The sequence below is a fragment of the Streptomyces sp. NPDC057963 genome (assembly GCF_042887155.1).
GTDB lineage: Bacteria > Actinomycetota > Actinomycetes > Streptomycetales > Streptomycetaceae > Streptomyces.
Genome location: NZ_JBHVPX010000013.1, coordinates 58271 through 74625, shown reverse-complemented (window position 1 = coordinate 74625; position 16355 = coordinate 58271). Strand labels below are relative to the sequence as shown.

12 protein-coding genes, 1 pseudogene and 1 riboswitch are annotated in these 16355 nt (G+C 72.1%); of the genes and pseudogenes, 8 read left to right on the top strand and 5 right to left on the bottom strand.

The annotated features are described in order from the left end of the window. Positions 1-177 precede the first annotated feature (177 nt). On the bottom strand, positions 178-1035 hold the full coding sequence (locus tag ACFVT1_RS27835) for an IclR family transcriptional regulator (protein ID WP_389800278.1): 858 nt from the start codon (positions 1033-1035) through the stop codon (positions 178-180). Positions 1036-1327: 292 nt separating this feature from the next. On the opposite strand from ACFVT1_RS27835, the gene ACFVT1_RS27830 reads away from it, so the two are divergent. From ACFVT1_RS27830 to ACFVT1_RS27805, 6 genes are all read left to right on the top strand, one after another. Next, on the top strand, positions 1328-2698 hold the full coding sequence (locus ACFVT1_RS27830) for an aspartate aminotransferase family protein (protein WP_389800276.1): 1371 nt from the start codon (positions 1328-1330) through the stop codon (positions 2696-2698). Further along, complete coding sequence (locus tag ACFVT1_RS27825) at positions 2698-3885, top strand: mandelate racemase/muconate lactonizing enzyme family protein (protein WP_389800274.1); 1188 nt, start codon at positions 2698-2700, stop codon at positions 3883-3885. The genes ACFVT1_RS27830 and ACFVT1_RS27825 overlap by 1 nt, the downstream gene beginning before the upstream one ends. Beyond that, the gene (locus ACFVT1_RS27820) at positions 3882-4727 is read left to right on the top strand and encodes an amidohydrolase family protein (RefSeq protein WP_362212828.1); all 846 of its coding nucleotides are present in this window, start codon (positions 3882-3884) and stop codon (positions 4725-4727) included. The genes ACFVT1_RS27825 and ACFVT1_RS27820 overlap by 4 nt, the downstream gene beginning before the upstream one ends. Positions 4728-4916: 189 nt before the next feature. Next, a complete protein-coding gene (locus ACFVT1_RS27815) occupies positions 4917-5756 on the top strand; it encodes an SDR family NAD(P)-dependent oxidoreductase (protein ID WP_389800272.1) in 840 nt (279 codons plus the stop codon). Positions 5757-5820: 64 nt separating this feature from the next. Next, on the top strand, positions 5821-7992 hold the full coding sequence (locus ACFVT1_RS27810) for a peptidase C14 (protein WP_389800270.1): 2172 nt from the start codon (positions 5821-5823) through the stop codon (positions 7990-7992). Next, positions 7989-8921 carry a GNAT family N-acetyltransferase gene (locus tag ACFVT1_RS27805; RefSeq protein ID WP_389800268.1) on the top strand — a complete coding sequence of 311 codons (933 nt, stop codon included), beginning with the start codon at positions 7989-7991 and terminating at the stop codon, positions 8919-8921. Before ACFVT1_RS27810 ends, ACFVT1_RS27805 begins: the two co-directional genes overlap by 4 nt. A gap of 196 nt (positions 8922-9117) precedes the next feature. On the opposite strand, the gene ACFVT1_RS27800 is transcribed toward ACFVT1_RS27805, so the two are convergent. Next, complete coding sequence (locus ACFVT1_RS27800) at positions 9118-9660, bottom strand: CGNR zinc finger domain-containing protein (protein ID WP_389800266.1); 543 nt, start codon at positions 9658-9660, stop codon at positions 9118-9120. Between the two features lie 102 nt (positions 9661-9762). Between ACFVT1_RS27800 and ACFVT1_RS27795 the strand changes: the two genes are divergently transcribed. Next, positions 9763-11340: an FAD-dependent monooxygenase gene (locus tag ACFVT1_RS27795; protein ID WP_389800264.1), complete on the top strand. Its 1578-nt coding sequence runs from the start codon at positions 9763-9765 to the stop codon at positions 11338-11340. Between the two features lie 194 nt (positions 11341-11534). On the opposite strand, the gene ACFVT1_RS27790 is transcribed toward ACFVT1_RS27795, so the two are convergent. Then, positions 11535-12926: a uracil-xanthine permease family protein gene (locus tag ACFVT1_RS27790; protein WP_389800262.1), complete on the bottom strand. Its 1392-nt coding sequence runs from the start codon at positions 12924-12926 to the stop codon at positions 11535-11537. Between the two features lie 176 nt (positions 12927-13102). Next, positions 13103-14335, bottom strand: a complete 1233-nt coding sequence (locus ACFVT1_RS27785) for an MFS transporter (RefSeq protein WP_389800260.1) — start codon at positions 14333-14335, stop codon at positions 13103-13105. 160 nt (positions 14336-14495) lie between these two features. Between ACFVT1_RS27785 and ACFVT1_RS27780 the strand changes: the two genes are divergently transcribed. After that, on the top strand, positions 14496-15686 hold the full coding sequence (locus ACFVT1_RS27780; protein WP_389800258.1) for an ROK family transcriptional regulator: 1191 nt from the start codon (positions 14496-14498) through the stop codon (positions 15684-15686). A gap of 194 nt (positions 15687-15880) precedes the next feature. Here ACFVT1_RS27780 and ACFVT1_RS27775 read toward each other — a convergent pair. Then, a pseudogene (locus ACFVT1_RS27775) lies at positions 15881-16091 on the bottom strand (hypothetical protein); the annotation flags it as partial. A gap of 78 nt (positions 16092-16169) precedes the next feature. Next, positions 16170-16300, top strand: a riboswitch (FMN riboswitch). The last annotated feature ends 55 nt before the right edge of the window (positions 16301-16355 follow it).

Here is a 16355-nt window from a genome sequence, read left to right as displayed (position 1 = left end):
AAGAGGGAGCGTTCCTGCGGTGGACTGCCATGGGCGGATGGCTGAAAAGGGTCCGGTCGTCGGATGTTCACGACGCGATGGGCAGGCGTCGGAAGGGGACCGGAAGGGGTAAATCGCCGGTGACGTGCGAGTGTCACTGGGGTTGGCAGGGAACCTACGGCGGGTTGAGCCGATTGGTCAAGACCCGAACCCGTCGGAATGCGATGTGTCGGTGTCGGGTGCGGTGTCCTCGGCGTCGTCGACCCAGCCCAGCGAGAGGCTGATCCGCCGGGCCGCGTCCCGTACCTGGCCGCCCAGCTCCTGGTAGCGCCAGGCCGGCAGGCCGAGTTTGAGGCCGGTGATGGAGACCGCTCCGGCGCATACCGCGCGGTCGTCGAAGACCGGCGCGCCGATGCAGATGATGCCCTCGGCGTCCTCCTCGTCGTCCAGGGCGTAGCCGACCCGGGCGATGTCGCGCAGATGCGACAGGAAGGTGGCCGGGTCGGTGATCGTGCGGGACGTGCGCCGGGGCAGCCCGAACCGTTCGACGACCGCGGCGGCCTCGCTCGGCGGCATCGCGGACAGCAGCGCCTTGCCCAGGCCCGTGCAGTGCGGCAGCTCGCGCTGGCCCATCCGCAGATCGAGCCGGACGCGCTGGTCGAGCTCGACCTGGTCCACGACGACCGCGTGGCCGTCCTCGGGCACGGCGAGCCTGGACGCCATGCCGGTGGTCCGGGTGAGCTCGCTCAGGACGGGGTGGGCCACTCCGCGCAGGGACACCTGGGAGCGGGCCCGGTCGCCGAGCCGGGCCAGGCTCATGCCGAGCCGGTAGCGGCGGTTCATGCCCTCGCCGTCGTCCGAGACGAGGCCGTAGGCACGCAGGGTCTGGAGCATGCCGAAGGCGGCGCTCTTGGAGATGGAGCAGGCCTGGCCGACCTCCGTGACACTCAGGCCGTTCCCCTGCGCGGGGGCGGCGAGCGCTTCGAGGATGTCCGCTGCCCTGGCCACGCTCTTGACCCAGTACTTCGGTTCTTCTGGGGCAGCACTGTTCGTCATAGCAGAACAGCCTAGTGCCTTTCGGGAAGTCGGAAGGTGCTTTCTCCGCCAAGAAAGCCTGAGAACCGGCCTTATTGCGTCCCGAAAGGGGTTGACCGACCCTGAGGGCGCACGTAATATCCAGGCACTGTTCTGCTCTACAGAACAGCGTTCAGAAAAAGCGAAACGCACCACCCAAGCACCACGGATTCACCCTCTTCCTGCGGCGACTGCCGGGCGGATGGCGCCAGGGACTCACAGGCCGGGCAGGGCCTGCGAAAACCGACGACTCTCGACGCAAGGAGCAAGCATCATGAGTTCAGGCCCGGTAGGCAACGAATCCGGAGCCCGACTCGCCGAGCGCGCCCGCCAGGTCGTACCCGGCGGCGTGAACAGCGGTCAGCGCAGCGTTCCCGGACTGACCGACCTGGTCGTCACCGGGACCGACGGCGCACGGTTCCGTACCGCCGACGGACGCGAGTACACCGATTTCCACTCGGCGTTCGGCCCGCCGCTGCTCGGCCACAACGACCCCGACGTCGCCCGCGCCACCGCCGAGGCCGGTGCCACCCTCGGCCACATGGGCGTCGGTGTCACCGAGGGCGAGGTCCTCCTCGCCGAACAGCTCACCGAGCTCATCCCGTCGATCGAGAAGGTGCTGCTCACCAGCACCGGCAGCGAGGCCACGTTCCACGCGCTGCGCGTCTCCCGCGCCGCCACCGGCCGCCGCCTGGTCGTCAAGTTCCAGGGCTGCTACCACGGCTGGCACGACGCGGTCAGCCTCAATGTCATCTCCGCCCCGGAAAAGGTCGGCGGCCACGACCCGATCTCCACCGGCATCCTGCCCGAGGTCCTCGAAGCCACCCTCGTCCTGCCCTTCAACGACAGCGAGGCCGTCCGCCGCACCTTCGCCGAGCACGGCTCCGACATCGCCGCCGTCATCGTCGAACCCGTCCCGCACAACGTGGGCGCGCTCCTGCCGTACCAGGAGTTCCTCACCACGCTGCGGGAGGAGACCACCAAGGCCGGCAGCGTCCTGATCTTCGACGAGGTCATCACCGGCTTCCGCCACGACATCGGCGGCTGGCAGAAGATCTCGGGCGTCACCCCCGACCTCACCACCCTCGGCAAGGCCATCGCCAACGGCGCCCCCGTCGGCGCGATCGGCGGCCGCGCCGACCTGATGGACCTCTTCTCCACCCGCCCCGGCGCCCCCGCCTTCTTCGCCGGCACGTACAACGGCCACCCGTCCGTCGTCGCCGCGGCCCTCGCCACCCTGCGCAAGCTTCGCGAGGAGCCGGTCCACGAGCACGTCTTCCGGCTCGGCGAGCGTGTCCGTACCGAGCTGACCGGACTGTACGAGCGCCTCGGCGTCCCCGCGGTCGTCACCGGCTACGGCTCCGTCTTCGTCAGCTACTTCATGCCGGGCGAGGCCCCCCGCACCTACGCGGACCTGCTGGACAACGACGCCTCGCTCTTCGTCGGCTACCGCCGCAGGCTCCTGGACCACGGCCTGTTCGAGCTGCCGCTCAACCTCAAGCGCAGCCACATCAGCTACGCCCACACCGACGCCGACGTGGACCGCCTGATCGAAGGCACCGAGGCCGCCGTCACGGCGGTCCTCGCCGACGGCGGCGCCCGTGACCTGGAGAACACCTCGACCATGGGTGGAGCGACCCGCTGATGCTTACCGTCAACCGCACCCGCCCGGCGGGCCCCGCCGGACGGATCACCCGGGTCGAGACGCTGATGCTCGGCACCTCGTGGCGCGACTTCGGCTACGTCCGGGTCCACACCGACGAGGGCCTCTCCGGCATCGGCGAGATCACCCACCCCTACCGGGTCCGCGAGGTCTGCGCGCTCACCGAGGCGCTGGCCCAGCGGCACCTCATCGGCGCCGACCCCTTCGACATCGAGGAGCTCTGGCTCCGCGTCTACCAGGGCGACTTCCTGCGCGGCGGAGACATGGGCGGCATCGTCCTGTCCGGCCTCGACCAGGCGATGTACGACCTGATGGGCAAGGCGCTCGGCGTCCCCGCGTACCGGCTGACCGGCGGTGCCTGCCGGGACGACGTGCGCGTGTACGCCAACGGCTGGTACACCGGCGAACGCGAGCCCGAGACCTTCGCCGCCAAGGCGAAGGAGACCGTCGCGAAGGGCTTCACCGCCCTCAAGTTCGACCCCTTCGGCCCCGGTCTGCACGAGCTGGAGCGCGCCGAACTGCGCCGCTCCGTCGACCTCGTGGCCGCCGTCCGCGAGGCCATCGGACCGGACGTGGACCTCTTCATCGAGGGCCACGCGCGATTCGCCATGCCGACCGCGGCCCGACTGGTACGGGAGCTGGAACCCTTCGACATCGGCTGGTTCGAGGAGCCGATGCCCTGGACCCACATCGAGCGGTACGCGGAACTGCGCCAGCGCGCCGCGTTCCCGATCTCCGGCGGTGAGCACTTCCACAACCGCTACGAGTACAAGCAGCTCTTCGCCACCAACGCGGTCGACATCATCCAGCCCGACCTCTCGATGGCCGGCGGCTTCACCGAGGTCAGGAAACTCGCCGCGATCGCCGACACCCACGGCATGCTCGTGGCCCCGCACAACTCCAACTCGCCGCTCTGCACCACCGTCTCGGTGCACGCGACGCTCGGCGTCCCCAACTTCAAGATCCTCGAAACCTTCGACGGACTCCTGGAGGACTACGTCTTCGACGCGCTCAAGGGCACCCTTCCGATCGTCGACGGCCGCATCGGCCTGCCGACCGCCCCGGGCCTGGGTGTCGAGCTGGTCGACGAGGTCTTCGAGGAGCACCCGCCCAGCCACCGCTTCTGGAACATGTTCGCGGACGGCTGGGAGAAGCGGAACCGGACATGATCGTCGACGTCCACTCGCACCTCTTCCGGCACAGCCACGACTTCACCGACCCCTTCAAGTCCGACTCCGCCCGCGCTCACGCGGGCGAGGTCGACCTCACGGTGAAGTGGGAGGAGTACGCCGCCACCGCACCCGAGGGCACCCGCACGATCGTCGTCGGGGGCAAGGCCCGGCGCAGCGGCCTCTGGGTCGACGACGCGGCTGTCGCCTCGTACGCCGGACAGCACCCCGACCGGCTGATCGGCTACCTCTCCCTCGACCCCACCCAGCCCGGCTGGCAGGACGAACTCCGCTACGGCCACCAGGAACTGGGCCTGCGCGGCATCAAACTGATGCCGATGTACGCGGGTTTCGACCCGGCCGCCGAGGAGTACGACGAGCTGTACGGCTACGCCGAACGGCACGGCCTCCCGCTCCTCGTGCACACCGGGACGACCTTCGTGTCGAAGGCGCCGCTGGAGTGGGCGATGCCCCGCCACCTGGACGCGGTCGCCATCCGCCACCCGGAACTGCGGATGGTCCTCGCCCACCTCGGCCACCCCTTCGAGGGCGAGTGCATCGCGGTCATCCGCAAGCACCCCCATGTGTACGCGGACATCAGCGCCCTGCACTACCGGCCCTTCCAGCTCTGGCACAGCCTCCGGCTCGTCCAGGACTACGGGGTCTTCGACAAGCTGATGTTCGGCAGCGACTACCCGTTCACGACGGTCGACGACTCGGTGAAGGGGCTGCGGGAGATCGCCCGCATCCCCGGCATCCCCGGACTGCCGCCGCTCGACGCGGACGCGGTGGAGGAGATCATCCACCGCCCGTCGCTGGACCTGCTGGGCCTGAACGGCTGATTGGGCCGTTCCCCACGAACCTGCCGGCCCGCGCCCGGGTCAACCCCCTGTCCGAGGGCGCCGGCCGGCAGCCGGGCCGTCGCGCTCCCACCCCAGTGTCCCTGCGCGGCGGCCCGGATTCCTCCGGCGGATCAGGGCCCGACCCGCCGCACCCTTCTCCGTACCTCTCCGCCTGGAGGAACCCCCGCCATGACCGCTGCCGCCCCGCCCCGCGGAACCGAACGCTTCGACCTGACCGGCCGCACCGCGGTCGTGACCGGAGCCGCCAGGGGCCTCGGCCGGTCCTTCGCCGTCGGGCTCGCCGAAGCGGGCGCCGATCTGGTCCTCGTCGACCTCCCCGGCGCCGACGGCGTCGCCGAGACCGCGGCGGCCGTCGAGGCACTGGGCCGCCAAGTCCGAACCTACGGACAGGACCTCGCGGACATCGACGCGCTGCCCGGCTTCGTCGACGCCCTGCGCGCCGAGGCCGGACCGCTGCACATCCTGGTCAACAACGCGGGAACGGCGGCGCTGGAGCGCTTCAACGAGATCACCCCCGCGAGCTGGTCGCACATCATGCGGGTCAACGTCGACGCCGTCTTCTTCCTCAGCCAGCGCGTCGCCGAGCACATGACGGCGGACTCCGTCGCCGGCCGCATCATCACCATCACGTCGAAGAACGCGCTGGTGGCGGAGGCGGGCCTGGCCCACTACAACGCCTCCAAGGCCGCTGCCCAACTGCTCACCGAGACCCTGGCGGTCGAACTCGCCCCGCACGGCATCACCGCCAACACCCTCGCTCCCGGCATGGTCGAGACGCCCATCGACGGTGAATTCCCCTTCGACCGGGAGGCCTTCGAATCCGCGTACCGCGAGCGCATCCCGCTCGGCCGGTACGCACAGCCCGACGAGTGCGTGGGCGCACTGCTGCTGCTCGCCTCGGACGCCGGGGCGTACCTCACCGGGGCACGCATCGTCGTCGACGGGGGCGTGCTGGCCGACCAGATGCCGCGTATGCGCTTCATGCCGCCGTACCGCAACACGATCTGACCGCGACCGGCCGGCAGTCGGTCCTCATCGAGCACGCATCGACACCGCGAGGAGCACCTCCGCCATGTCCGTCCATGCATCGTCCCCAGCCTCCTCCTCCGCCTCCTCCTCCGCTTCGTCCCGTCGTGCTCTGCTGCGGGCTTCGGGACTGGCCGGTCTGGTCATGGCCGGTTCGGCCGTGGCCACCGGCTCGGCACAGGCCGCACCCGCGCACGCGGGCGACGTGCTGCGGGTCGACACCGTCGCCGAGCTGCGCAGGCTGAACACCAAGCCGCTCGACCACGGCACCCAGGTCCTGATCGCCGGCTACCACACCCCCGGCGACGGCGGCGCGATGGCCGTGCGCTGGGACCGGAAGTCCACCGCCGCACACAACGGCGGAACGGTCCTCGCCCCCGAAGACACCAGGACCGGCCGCTGGCTCCAGCTCCACACCGGAACCCTCGACTTCCGCACCTTCGGACACTTCGACGCCAAGACCCCCGCCGACGCCGCCCTCGACGCGATGATCGCCGACCGGAGCGTCCACCGCATCGAAGCCCACACCGACCTCCTCTTCACCCAACGCCACCTCTTCGACCGCTCCCACATCGAACTCGACTTCGGCGGCCACCGCATGCGCACCGAAGGCATCGAGAAGAACACCCACGACAACCCCTTCGGCGCCGTCCTCTCCTTCCGCGGCACCGTCACCGACACCACCGTCAAACACACGCTCTCCGGCAAGGTCATCGAACTCACCGACACCTTCCCGGTCCCCGACGCCAAGGCGTTCGAGGTCGGCCAGTGGTGGGCCGTGCAGGTCGACCCGGTCGCGGGCGGCGGCGGAGACGAACGCGAGCTGCAGAAGCTGGTCGAGATCACCGAGATCGTCGACGCGGACCACATCCGGATCGGCTACCTCAACGGCTGGGAACTCGCCGCGGGCCGCACCCTCACCTGGACCCGCGTCGAGCCGGTCCGCAACACCCACATCCGCAACATCGCCTTCGAGGGCGCGGGGCCCGACGAGTACACCGGCTCCCACCCCGTCAGCTTCGAGTACGCCGTCGGTTGCGACGTCTCCGGGATCCACGCCACCGGATCCTTCTGGCCGGTCATCATGCGCCGCTGGTGCACCCGGTTCCGCACCGAGGAGTGCAGCCTGAAGAACCCGCCCACCGTCGAGTACGGCGGCGCGGGCTACCTCACCCAGCAGATCTACTGCCTGTACGGACGGGTCGCGGACTGCACGACCAGCAACGTCCGCCACCTCAACGACCTCACCGCTTCCGCCTACTGCACCGTCGTGAACTGCCACGGCGACGGCGACGACGCGGGCGGCAACCCCTTCACGACCCACGGGCAGTACGAGCACGACCTGCTCTTCGACGGCAACTCCGGGCTGATGGACATCGCCAACTCCGGTGCGCAGTGGGGCATTTCCGCCAAGCGGATCACCGTACGCCGACACGTCTGCTCCTGGTTCACCGCCAACACCAAGATCACCGATCTGACCCTCGAAGACATCACGGTGATCGCGCGCCCCACCTTCGACCAGGCCGGCACCCTCACCGTCAACGCCGACGGCGCCCAGGTCCGCGGCTGCACCGCCAAGACCTTCGCGGTCGCCCAGCGCTCCGCCCGTTCCACCCGCCCGACCACCATCAGCGACTGCTCCTTCGAGCTGCCCGCGGGCGCCGTCCTCGTCCAGACGCCGGTCACCGCTCCCGTCCACTTCATACGCTGCACCTTCAAGGGTGTCGACGGCGCGGTCCTGCGCGGTGCGGGGCCCGTCCACTTCACCGACTGCACCGTCACCGGCGCCGAGAACGCCGCCCCGCTCTCGGTCGGATCGGCCGATCTGCGGATCGACGGCGGCAGTTACGACAACACCGGCATCGAACTCAGCGCCGTGCGCGATCAGCGGCTCACCGTCACCGGCGGGGCCCGCCTCACCGGCAGCAACAAGGCCAAGGCGCTGCTCGGCCGGGCGGCCGGCCCGGGGAAGGTGACCTGGGACATCACCGCGCTCAGCAGCGCCGCCTCCGGACCGGACACCGCCCATGTGCGCATCACCGACGGCACGAACCACTACGCGGCGACCGGCAGCCGCTTCACCGGCGGCACGCTCCATCTCGCCCCGGAGGCCCTGGACTCGGTCCTGCACACGGCGTGCGTGGAGGACGGTACGAAGCGCGCCGCGATGCCCGCGGACGGCGACTCGGTCCGCACGGACGGGAACCTGATCCTGTGACCGCCGTCCTGCGGACCGCGACCGCGGCCGACGATCCGGCCCTGGCCGCCCTGTGGCAACGGTGCTTCGACGCCCCGCACATCGCCGCCCTGCACGCCCTCGACCCGGACCGGCACCGGCACACGTTCGTCGCGCAGAACGGTCCCGGAGGCGGGATCGACGCGGTCGTCGTCTACGTACCCCGGCTGATCCGCGACGCGCACGGCACCCCGCAGCGGGTCGGCGGCATCGGCAGCGTGGCCACCCGGCCCGAAGCCCGGGGCCAGGGCCTGGTGCGACGGCTGCTGGTGGAGGCGGAGCGCACCATGAGGGCCGAACAGTGCGCCTGGTCCCTGCTGTTCACCGGCACGCCCGGCGTCTACCGGGGCTCGGGATGGCAGGAGTTCGGCAGCGCGTACACCGAGGGGACGCTGGCGCCCCGGGCCGCCCCCGGGGCGTTCCGGGTCCGTGCGGCCACTGCTCAGGACGGTGCGGAGGTGGTCGCCCTGCACCACGCGTACAACGCGAACCGGGCACTCAGTTCGCTGCGGGCACCCGAGGACTGGGCGGTGCGGGTACCCGCCTGGTACGGCCCGGCCGAGCGGTCGCTCGTGGCGGAGGACCCCGCGTCGGGGGCTCTCGTCGGCTGGATCGTGGCCCAGCACGCGGGGGAGTACGTGGAGGTGCGGGAGTTCGCGGGCGCACCCGGGTGTCTGGGCGAACTGCTCGCCGCCGTCGGTGAGCAGGGCCGGGGCGCGGGGCTGAGCCGGGCCCGGGTCCGGATCCCCGACGGCCCCGGGGTCCGGGCGGCCCTGCCGGCCCTGCTGGCGGACCCCCGGCCGGTCGAGGAGCACGTGGGCATGGCGCGCCCGCTGCACGCCACCGCCGAATCCGTCCGGGCCACGGTCACGGCGCCCGGTGCGGTGCACTGGTACGGCGACTGCTTCTAGGAGGGCCGGGGCGGGCAGGTCCGCCAGAAGGGCAGGGAGCGGGCGGGTCCGTGCGTTCCGGCGCGAACCGCGCCGTGGGCCGGCGCCCCCGCCGCGGACCCGCCACGGCAGCGACCGGCCGGAGGCATCGGGGCGGGGGAGCGGCCGCGCCCCGTGTGCCGGGGCGGGCGCCGTGGCGCAGGCGGCCCCGGTCGGCTCACTGGTCGCGCTGGGCGCGGTGCGCGGCGACGCGTACGCGGGTGCCGCAGCGGGGCGTGCAGTAGCGCTGCGGTGAGCGGCGGCCGGTGTCGATGAAGTAGCGGTGGCATCCCGGTGCCGCGCATCGGCCCCAGGCGCAGTAGCCGCGTTCGCCGAGCCAGAGCGCGAGGGCGAGGGCGGCCGTGGACAGGAGCCAGTGGGCGGGTTCCGCGTCGTGGGGAGCCTGGGCGTGGAGTGACCAGGGGCGTCCGGGCAGGCGGGCCAGCCGCGGCCGGGCGGGGTACCGGTCGAGCAGGGTGTTGATGGCATCGGCCGCCCGGTCCTCGTCGTCCAGGTCCAGGATCCGGATGAGGGAGACGGCCGCGTCGCGGAGTTCCCGCGCGGTGGTGTCGGTCAGCGCGATCGGCGGTCCGCCGTGGCGTTCCACCACGGCTCGGAGATCGGCCGCGTTCGCCGGTCCGCCGTCCCGGACCGTGTTGACCAGGTCGGTCAGGAAGTACAGACCACGTGGATTGCCGTCACCGGGGCTGCTGCCGCTCATCGCGTCTCCTTTTGCTTCGCGCCGTCCTGTCCCACCCCATGGTAACGTCAAATCGAGAATTAGTCGTTACTTGGCCGGCGGGTCATGCGCATGGGGAGGGTCATGTCTGTTCCTTCGAAAGTGTCCGTACTGATTGCCGGGGGCGGCCCGGTCGGCCTGACCCTGTCGGCCCTGCTGTCCGGATACGGGGTCGACCACCTGCTGGTCGAGGCCCGCCCGAAGACCTCCCGTCATCCGAAGGCGCGCGGTCTGTCGGCCCGTTCCATGGAGATCTTCCGGCGGATGGGCCTGGAGGCTGCCATCCGGGAGGCCGGTCTCCCCGCGTCCCAGGTCTTCTTCTACCGCGGGCGCGACCTCGTGGATCCGGATTTCGTCCGTACCGAGCCGGCGCACGGGTCTGCCGACAGCGGGGAGGAGCACACCCCGTCACCGGGTCTGATCTGCTCCCAGGACGTCCTGGAACCGATCCTGCTGCGGCGCGCCGAGGACCTGGCCGGCTCGCGGATCCGGTTCGGCACGCGGCTGGTGTCCCTGGACGACGACGGCCGCGGCGTGGAAGCCGTCGTCGAGGACACCGCCACCGGAACCCGGCACCCCGTGCGCGCGGACTGGGCCATCGGCTGTGACGGCGCCGCCGGCACCGTAGGCGCCGCGGCGGGAATCGCGAGGGAAGGCCCCACCGGTCTGGGCCGGTACCTCAGCGTCCGCTTCGAGGCGCCCCTGGGCGATGTCGTGGCCGACCGTGCGAGCGCCTCGTACTTCCTCACGGTGCCGGGACGCGGCGGCTTCATGGCCGTCGACAACGACCGGCACTGGATCTACCAGTACCCGCTGGATCCGGAGGCGGATCAGCCGCAGGGCCTCTCCGACCACGGACACCTGGCCGGACTCATCCGCACAGCGGCAGGCATCCCGGATCTGGACGTGACCGTGCGCGACACGATGACCTGGCGGATGGACGCCCGGCTCGCCGCCGCCTACCGCAGCTCGCGCGTCCTCCTCGCGGGCGACGCGGCTCACGCGATCCCGCCGACGGGCGGGCACGGAATGAACACCGGCATCGGCGACGCGGACAACCTCGCCTGGAAGCTCGCAGCCGTCGTCGCCGGACACGCCACCGACGCCCTGCTCGACAGCTACGAGGCCGAACGCCGGCCGGTCGCCCGCCGGGTCCTCGACATCTCCACCGACAACGCCCGCAACCGCGCGGGCTACCGCATCGACGACGAACTCCTGCTGACCGCCGACTACCGGTCCACCGCCGTCGTCGCCCCTGCCGGAACGGCCGGTCACGAAGCACTGGACCCCACGGGCTGCCACCCGGGCTGCGCCCCCGGGCGGCGCGCGCCCCACGTGGGCCTGGTCGGCGGGCCGCCGGGAGTCACTTCCACCCTCGACCTCGTCGGCCCCGGCTTCACGCTCCTCACGAGGACCGACAGTCCGGCATGGCGCCGGCAGGCCGACATCGTCCGCGGGACGGGAATCCCGGTCGTCGTCCGCCCGCTCGACACCGGCACGCAGCGCGAAGCCGTCCCCGGGCAGTGGGCCCGCCACCGCGGCGGCGCGGAGTCGGACGACGCCGTCCTCGTCCGCCCCGACGGGCATGTCGCCTGGTGCGCTTCCGGCTCCTCGCGCACCGCCCTCGCGGAGGTCCTGCACCGCGTCCTGTCCACCGCGTGAGACCCGCGCCCGGCCCGGCTTCCGCGCCCGGCCCGGCTTCCGCGCCCGGCCCGGCTTCCGCGGCCGGTCGCGGAACGGTCCCGCCGGCGCACGCACCTCCCGTACGGCGGCCACCGGCGCGGCGAGGCCGCCGTCACCCGGTGGGGCCGCGGCGCCCGGGGGGACCGGTCGGCGTTCGGCGCAGGGGCGTCGTACTAGGACCTGTCGTCCGGGTGCTGTTCGTCGTACGCGGACGTCCCCGAGTCCAGCAGGGGTTCCTGGGTCTTGAGGTGGGCGGGGGCGAAGGCCCGCAGCACGTGGTAGCCGGTGATCACCACGATGGTGCCGAGCGCGATGCCGCTCAGCTCGAAGTTGTCGGAGACCTTCAGGCTGACCCCGCCGACGCCGATGATGATGCCCGCGGCGGCCGGGACCAGGTTCAGCGGATTGCGCAGATCGACCCCGGCGTGCAGCCAGATCTGGGCGCCGAGGAGGCCGATCATGCCGTACAGGATGACGGTGATGCCGCCGAGCACACCCCCGGGGACGGCGGCGACGACCGCGCCGAACTTGGGGCAGAGCCCGAAGAGCAGAGCGAAGCAGGCGGCGGCCCAGTACGCGGCGGTGGAGTAGACGCGGGTCGCGGCCATGACGCCGATGTTCTCCGAGTACGTGGTGTTCGGCGGGCCGCCCACCGCGGTCGACAGCATCGAGGCGGCACCGTCGGCGGCGATCGCCGTGCCCAGCTTGTCGTCCAGCGAGGCGCCGGTCATCTCGCCGACGGCCTTCACATGTCCGGCGTTCTCGGCGATCAGCGCGATGACCACCGGCAGGGCGACCAGGATCGCCGACCACTCGAAGCTCGGCGCGTGGAAGGACGGGAGGCCGATCCAGTCGGCCTTGGCGACACCCGACAGATCGAGCCGCCAGTGGTCGACGGCCCCGGCGCCGCCCGCCGGGGAGTGGATCTTCCCGAAGACCCGGTCGAGGACCCAGGACAGCACGTACCCGAAGACCAGGCCCAGGAAGATCGCGATACGCGAGAAGAATCCCCGCAGGCACACCACGGCCAATCCGGTGAACAGCATCACCAGCAGCGCCGTCCACTGATCCTGCGGCCAGTACGTCGACGCGGTCACCGGAGCCAGGTTGAAGCCGATCAGCATGACGACGGCGCCGGTAACCACCGGCGGCATCGCCGCGTGGATGATCCGCGCACCGAACCGCTGCACCGCGAGCCCGGCGAGGAAGAGCACCACACCGACGACGAAGACCGCACCGGTGACCACGGCGCTGGAGCCGCCGCTCGCCCGGATCGTCGCGGCGACCCCGACGAAGGAGAGCGAACAGCCGAGGTAACTGGGCACCTGGCCGCGCGTGGCCAGCAGGAAGATGGCCGTCGCGACACCCGACATCATGATCGCCAGGTTCGGGTCCAGACCCATGAGCACCGGAGCGACGAACGACGCGCCGAACATCGCGACCACGTGCTGGGCGCCGAGCCCGAACGTACGAGGCCATGAAAGCCGTTCGTCCGGCCGGACCACGGCCCCCGGTGCGGGGGTCTTCCCGTCGCCGTGCAAGGTCCAGCGCACGCCGAGGCCCATGGTCGCTCCCTAGTGTGTAGGTGCGGAGTCCAGTGCCTCGCCCGGCATGGTGCACACCGCGGAAAATGATCAGCGCCATGGTAATGCCGGATCGGGGCGCGCCCGCGGTCGGGCCGTGGACGCGGGAGCGCGGCCCGCGGTACGGGCGGGGGCCCGCGCCCCGCCCGTACCGCGGCTCAGGGGCGCGGCTCGGCCGCCGCCGCACTCGGAGCACCGGTGTCCGAGGACGGCGCGGCCCTGCGGTCGCCCGCCCGCAGCACCCCGGCCCCCAGCACCAGGCCGAACGCCAGCACCGTCACCAGGCCGAACGACACCACCAGCGACGTCGCCTCGGCCAGTGAGCCGATCGCGGACGGGGCGATGAGCCCGGAGGTGTACGTGATGGTGGCGACGCCCGCGATCGCCTGACTCGGGTTCGGGCCGCTGCGCCCGGCCGCCGCGAAGGCGAGCGGCACGACCACGGCGACACCGAGACCGAGGAGCGCGAAACCGCACATGGCCGGTGCCGCGCTCGGCGACGCGACCACGAGCAGCCCGCCCACCGTTGCGAGGACGCCGCCCACCCGTACCGTCCTGACCGCACCGAAGCGGTCGACGACCTTGTCACCGACGATCCGGGCCACCGCCATGGTGAGCGCGAACGCCGTCGTGGACGCCGCGGCGAGCCCCGCGGAGGTGTCCATGATGTCCCGCAGATAGACCGCCGACCAGTCCAGGCTGGCCCCCTCCGCGAACACCGCGCAGAAGCCCACCGCACCGATGATCAGCGCCGACTTCGGCGGCAGCGTGAAGCGCGGCGGCGGCTCCTCGTCCGGTTCGCTGCGCAGGTCCAGTACGCCCCGGCAGGCGAGCAGGCCCAGTGCGGTGAGGACGAGGGCGGCGACGCAGTGGTGCAGCCGGGCGTCGGTGCCCAGATGCGCGGCCACCGTGCCCGCCGCCGAACCGATCAGGGCGCCCACGCTCCACATGCCGTGCAGCCCGGACATGATCGACTTGTCGAGGCGGTTCTCCACCTCCACGCCGAGGGCGTTCATCGCCACGTCCGACATGCCGGCCGACGCCCCGTACGCGAAGAGCGCCGCGCACAGCGTCAGCAGGTTGGGCGCCATCGCCGGCAGGATCAGCGCCAGCGTCCACAGGGCCAGCAGTCCGCGCAGCGCGGTCCTGGCGCCGAAGCGATGGCTGATCGCGCCGGCCAGCGGCATCGCGAGCGAGGCGCCGATCGCGGGGAAGGCGAGGGCCAGTCCGAGCTGCCCGGCGCTGACCCCGGCGTGGTCCTGGATCCAGGGCACCCGGGTGGCGAAGCTGCCGGTCACCGCGCCGTGCACGGTGAAGACCGCGGCGACGGCGAACCTGGCCCGTCTCACCTGCTCCATGCCGAAGACCGCCTCGGTGGAATCCGTTGTCATACCGCCGTGCCCTCCCTTGGGAATCCTCTGCCGCCGGCGACCCCGGCGCCCGTCTCCACGCTGCGGGCCGTAAACTATCAGGAACCCTGCCTGATAAATAGTGTGTTTGCTCAGGCCCGCCCCTCCGTCCCGTACGGCAGCGATCTGGAAGGATCCCGGCATGCCCGCATCACCGAGCACCGCTCGGGCCATCAACGACCGGCTCGCCCTGCGACTGCTCCAGCAGGACGGCCCGCTGACGGCCACGCAGTTGAAGACCCTGACCGGACTCTCCCGCCCCACCGTCGCCGACCTCGTCGAACGGCTCCAGGGGGCCGGCCTGGTCCGGGTGGTCGGTGAGGCGGGCGCCGAGCGCCGCGGCCCCAACGCCCGGCTGTACGGGATCGCCGCCGACCGCGCCCATCTCGCCGCGCTCGACGTACGCACCGGCAGCGTCGACGTGGTCGTCGCCGATCTCCTGGGTGCCACGCTGGCCGAGGCCACCCTGCCCATCGGCAGCGACACCGGGACCGAGGCCGCCGCCGAGCAGGCCGCGGCACTGCTGGAACGCACCGCGCGCGAGGCGGGCGCCGCCCCGCTGCACAGCGTCGGCATCGGCGCACCCGGGCTGATCGACCCGGTCACCGGCGAGCTGCGCGACACCACCGGGCTGCCCGCCTGGCACCGGCGGCTGGTCCGGGTGCTCCAGCAGCGGCTGCCCGCCACCGTGCTGGTCGAGAACGAGACCAATCTCGCCGCCGTCGCCGAACACCGCATCGGCGCGGCCCGCGACCGCGACACCTTCGTCCTCTTCTGGCTCGGCCACGGCGTCGGTGCCGCCGTCATGCTGGACGGGAAGCTCCGCCGCGGGGCCTCGGGCGGCGCGGGCGAGATCGGCTTCCTGCCGGTGCCGGGCACCACCGGCACTCCGTCGGCCGTCAACTGCGACGGCGGGTTCCACTCGCTGGCAGGCTCCGCGCCGGTCTGCGAACTGGCCGCCGCCCACGGGATCCAGGTGCCCCAGGGAGCGGCCGAGGGGGACAAGGAGCCGGGCGCCGCGGTCGCCGTACGGGCCGCGCTGGCGGGGGAGGGGGACAGCGAGGCGTTCCTGGACGCCCTCGCCGAACGCCTCGCGCTCGGCGCCGCCGCCATCGCCTCGGTCCTCGACCCGGGCTGTGTGCTGCTCGCGGGCGAGGTCGGTCACGCGGGCGGCGACGCGCTCGCGGCGCGGGTCGAGGAACGGCTCGCGGGGATGTCTCCGCTGCGCACCGAGGTCAGGGCGGGGCGGCTGGGCGGCGCCGCGGTGCTCCGCGGCGCGCTGCTGGCGGCCCGGGAGGCGGCTCAGGACGAGTTGTTCACTCCGGCCGGCTGAACCGCGCGGCGAGATGTTCCCCGGGCGCCGCCGTGCCCGCTCCCCGTTCGGGGCTCAAGCGGTCTCCGCGCCGCTGCCCGGCGTACGCCCGGCCCGGCGGCCGTACGAACGGCAGGGGCCGTCCCGGTCCGGTCGCCCGCGGACGGGCGCGGGCCGGACCGGGAAGCGCCCCGATCTCCGGGACCGCCCCTGTCCGGGCGGCCGGCCCTCATGGCCGTCGGGTACGCGCAGTCGATGTCGACGCCGTTGAAGCGGTACTTCCGATGCCGACGCCGCTGAACCCGTACTTCTGGACGAGGCCGACGGCCGAGCCGGCGAAGGTGTCGATGCCCGCCTCGTTCACCGACCCGTCGGCCTTGGTCGCCATCGGGGGAAGCCGCCGGAGCCCGCCCGCCCGCCGCTGTCGGCCGCTGTGAGCCACTCCACACACACTCACCCATATGGCCTCTCGGCAGGCATGGCACACTGACCGTGTACCAGTAGCAGCGCACTCCGGGGTCGGTGCAATTCCGAACCGGCGGTTATAGTCCGCGACCCGTCCGCAGCCAGCGGCCGGTTGACCAGGTGAAATTCCTGGACCGACGGTTAAAGTCCGGATGGGAGGCAGTGCGCGGCGGGCCGTTTCACGGGTACGCCGCCGTCGGCGGATGGTCTTCGGGCAACCGATCC

Excerpts from the sequence above, each read along its gene's own strand:
- ACFVT1_RS27800 (WP_389800266.1), bottom strand. The coding sequence starts at position 9,660 with ATGAGCGGCAGCAGCCCCGGTGACGGCAATCCACGTGGTCTGTACTTC.
- ACFVT1_RS27795 (WP_389800264.1), top strand. The coding sequence starts at position 9,763 with ATGTCTGTTCCTTCGAAAGTGTCCGTACTGATTGCCGGGGGCGGCCCG.
- ACFVT1_RS27825 (WP_389800274.1), top strand. The coding sequence starts at position 2,698 with ATGCTTACCGTCAACCGCACCCGCCCGGCGGGCCCCGCCGGACGGATC.
- ACFVT1_RS27780 (WP_389800258.1), top strand. The coding sequence starts at position 14,496 with ATGCCCGCATCACCGAGCACCGCTCGGGCCATCAACGACCGGCTCGCC.
- ACFVT1_RS27820 (WP_362212828.1), top strand. The coding sequence starts at position 3,882 with ATGATCGTCGACGTCCACTCGCACCTCTTCCGGCACAGCCACGACTTC.
- ACFVT1_RS27810 (WP_389800270.1), top strand. The coding sequence starts at position 5,821 with ATGTCCGTCCATGCATCGTCCCCAGCCTCCTCCTCCGCCTCCTCCTCC.
- ACFVT1_RS27785 (WP_389800260.1), bottom strand. The coding sequence starts at position 14,335 with ATGACAACGGATTCCACCGAGGCGGTCTTCGGCATGGAGCAGGTGAGA.
- ACFVT1_RS27835 (WP_389800278.1), bottom strand. The coding sequence starts at position 1,035 with ATGACGAACAGTGCTGCCCCAGAAGAACCGAAGTACTGGGTCAAGAGC.
- ACFVT1_RS27790 (WP_389800262.1), bottom strand. The coding sequence starts at position 12,926 with ATGGGCCTCGGCGTGCGCTGGACCTTGCACGGCGACGGGAAGACCCCC.
- ACFVT1_RS27830 (WP_389800276.1), top strand. The coding sequence starts at position 1,328 with ATGAGTTCAGGCCCGGTAGGCAACGAATCCGGAGCCCGACTCGCCGAG.
- ACFVT1_RS27815 (WP_389800272.1), top strand. The coding sequence starts at position 4,917 with ATGACCGCTGCCGCCCCGCCCCGCGGAACCGAACGCTTCGACCTGACC.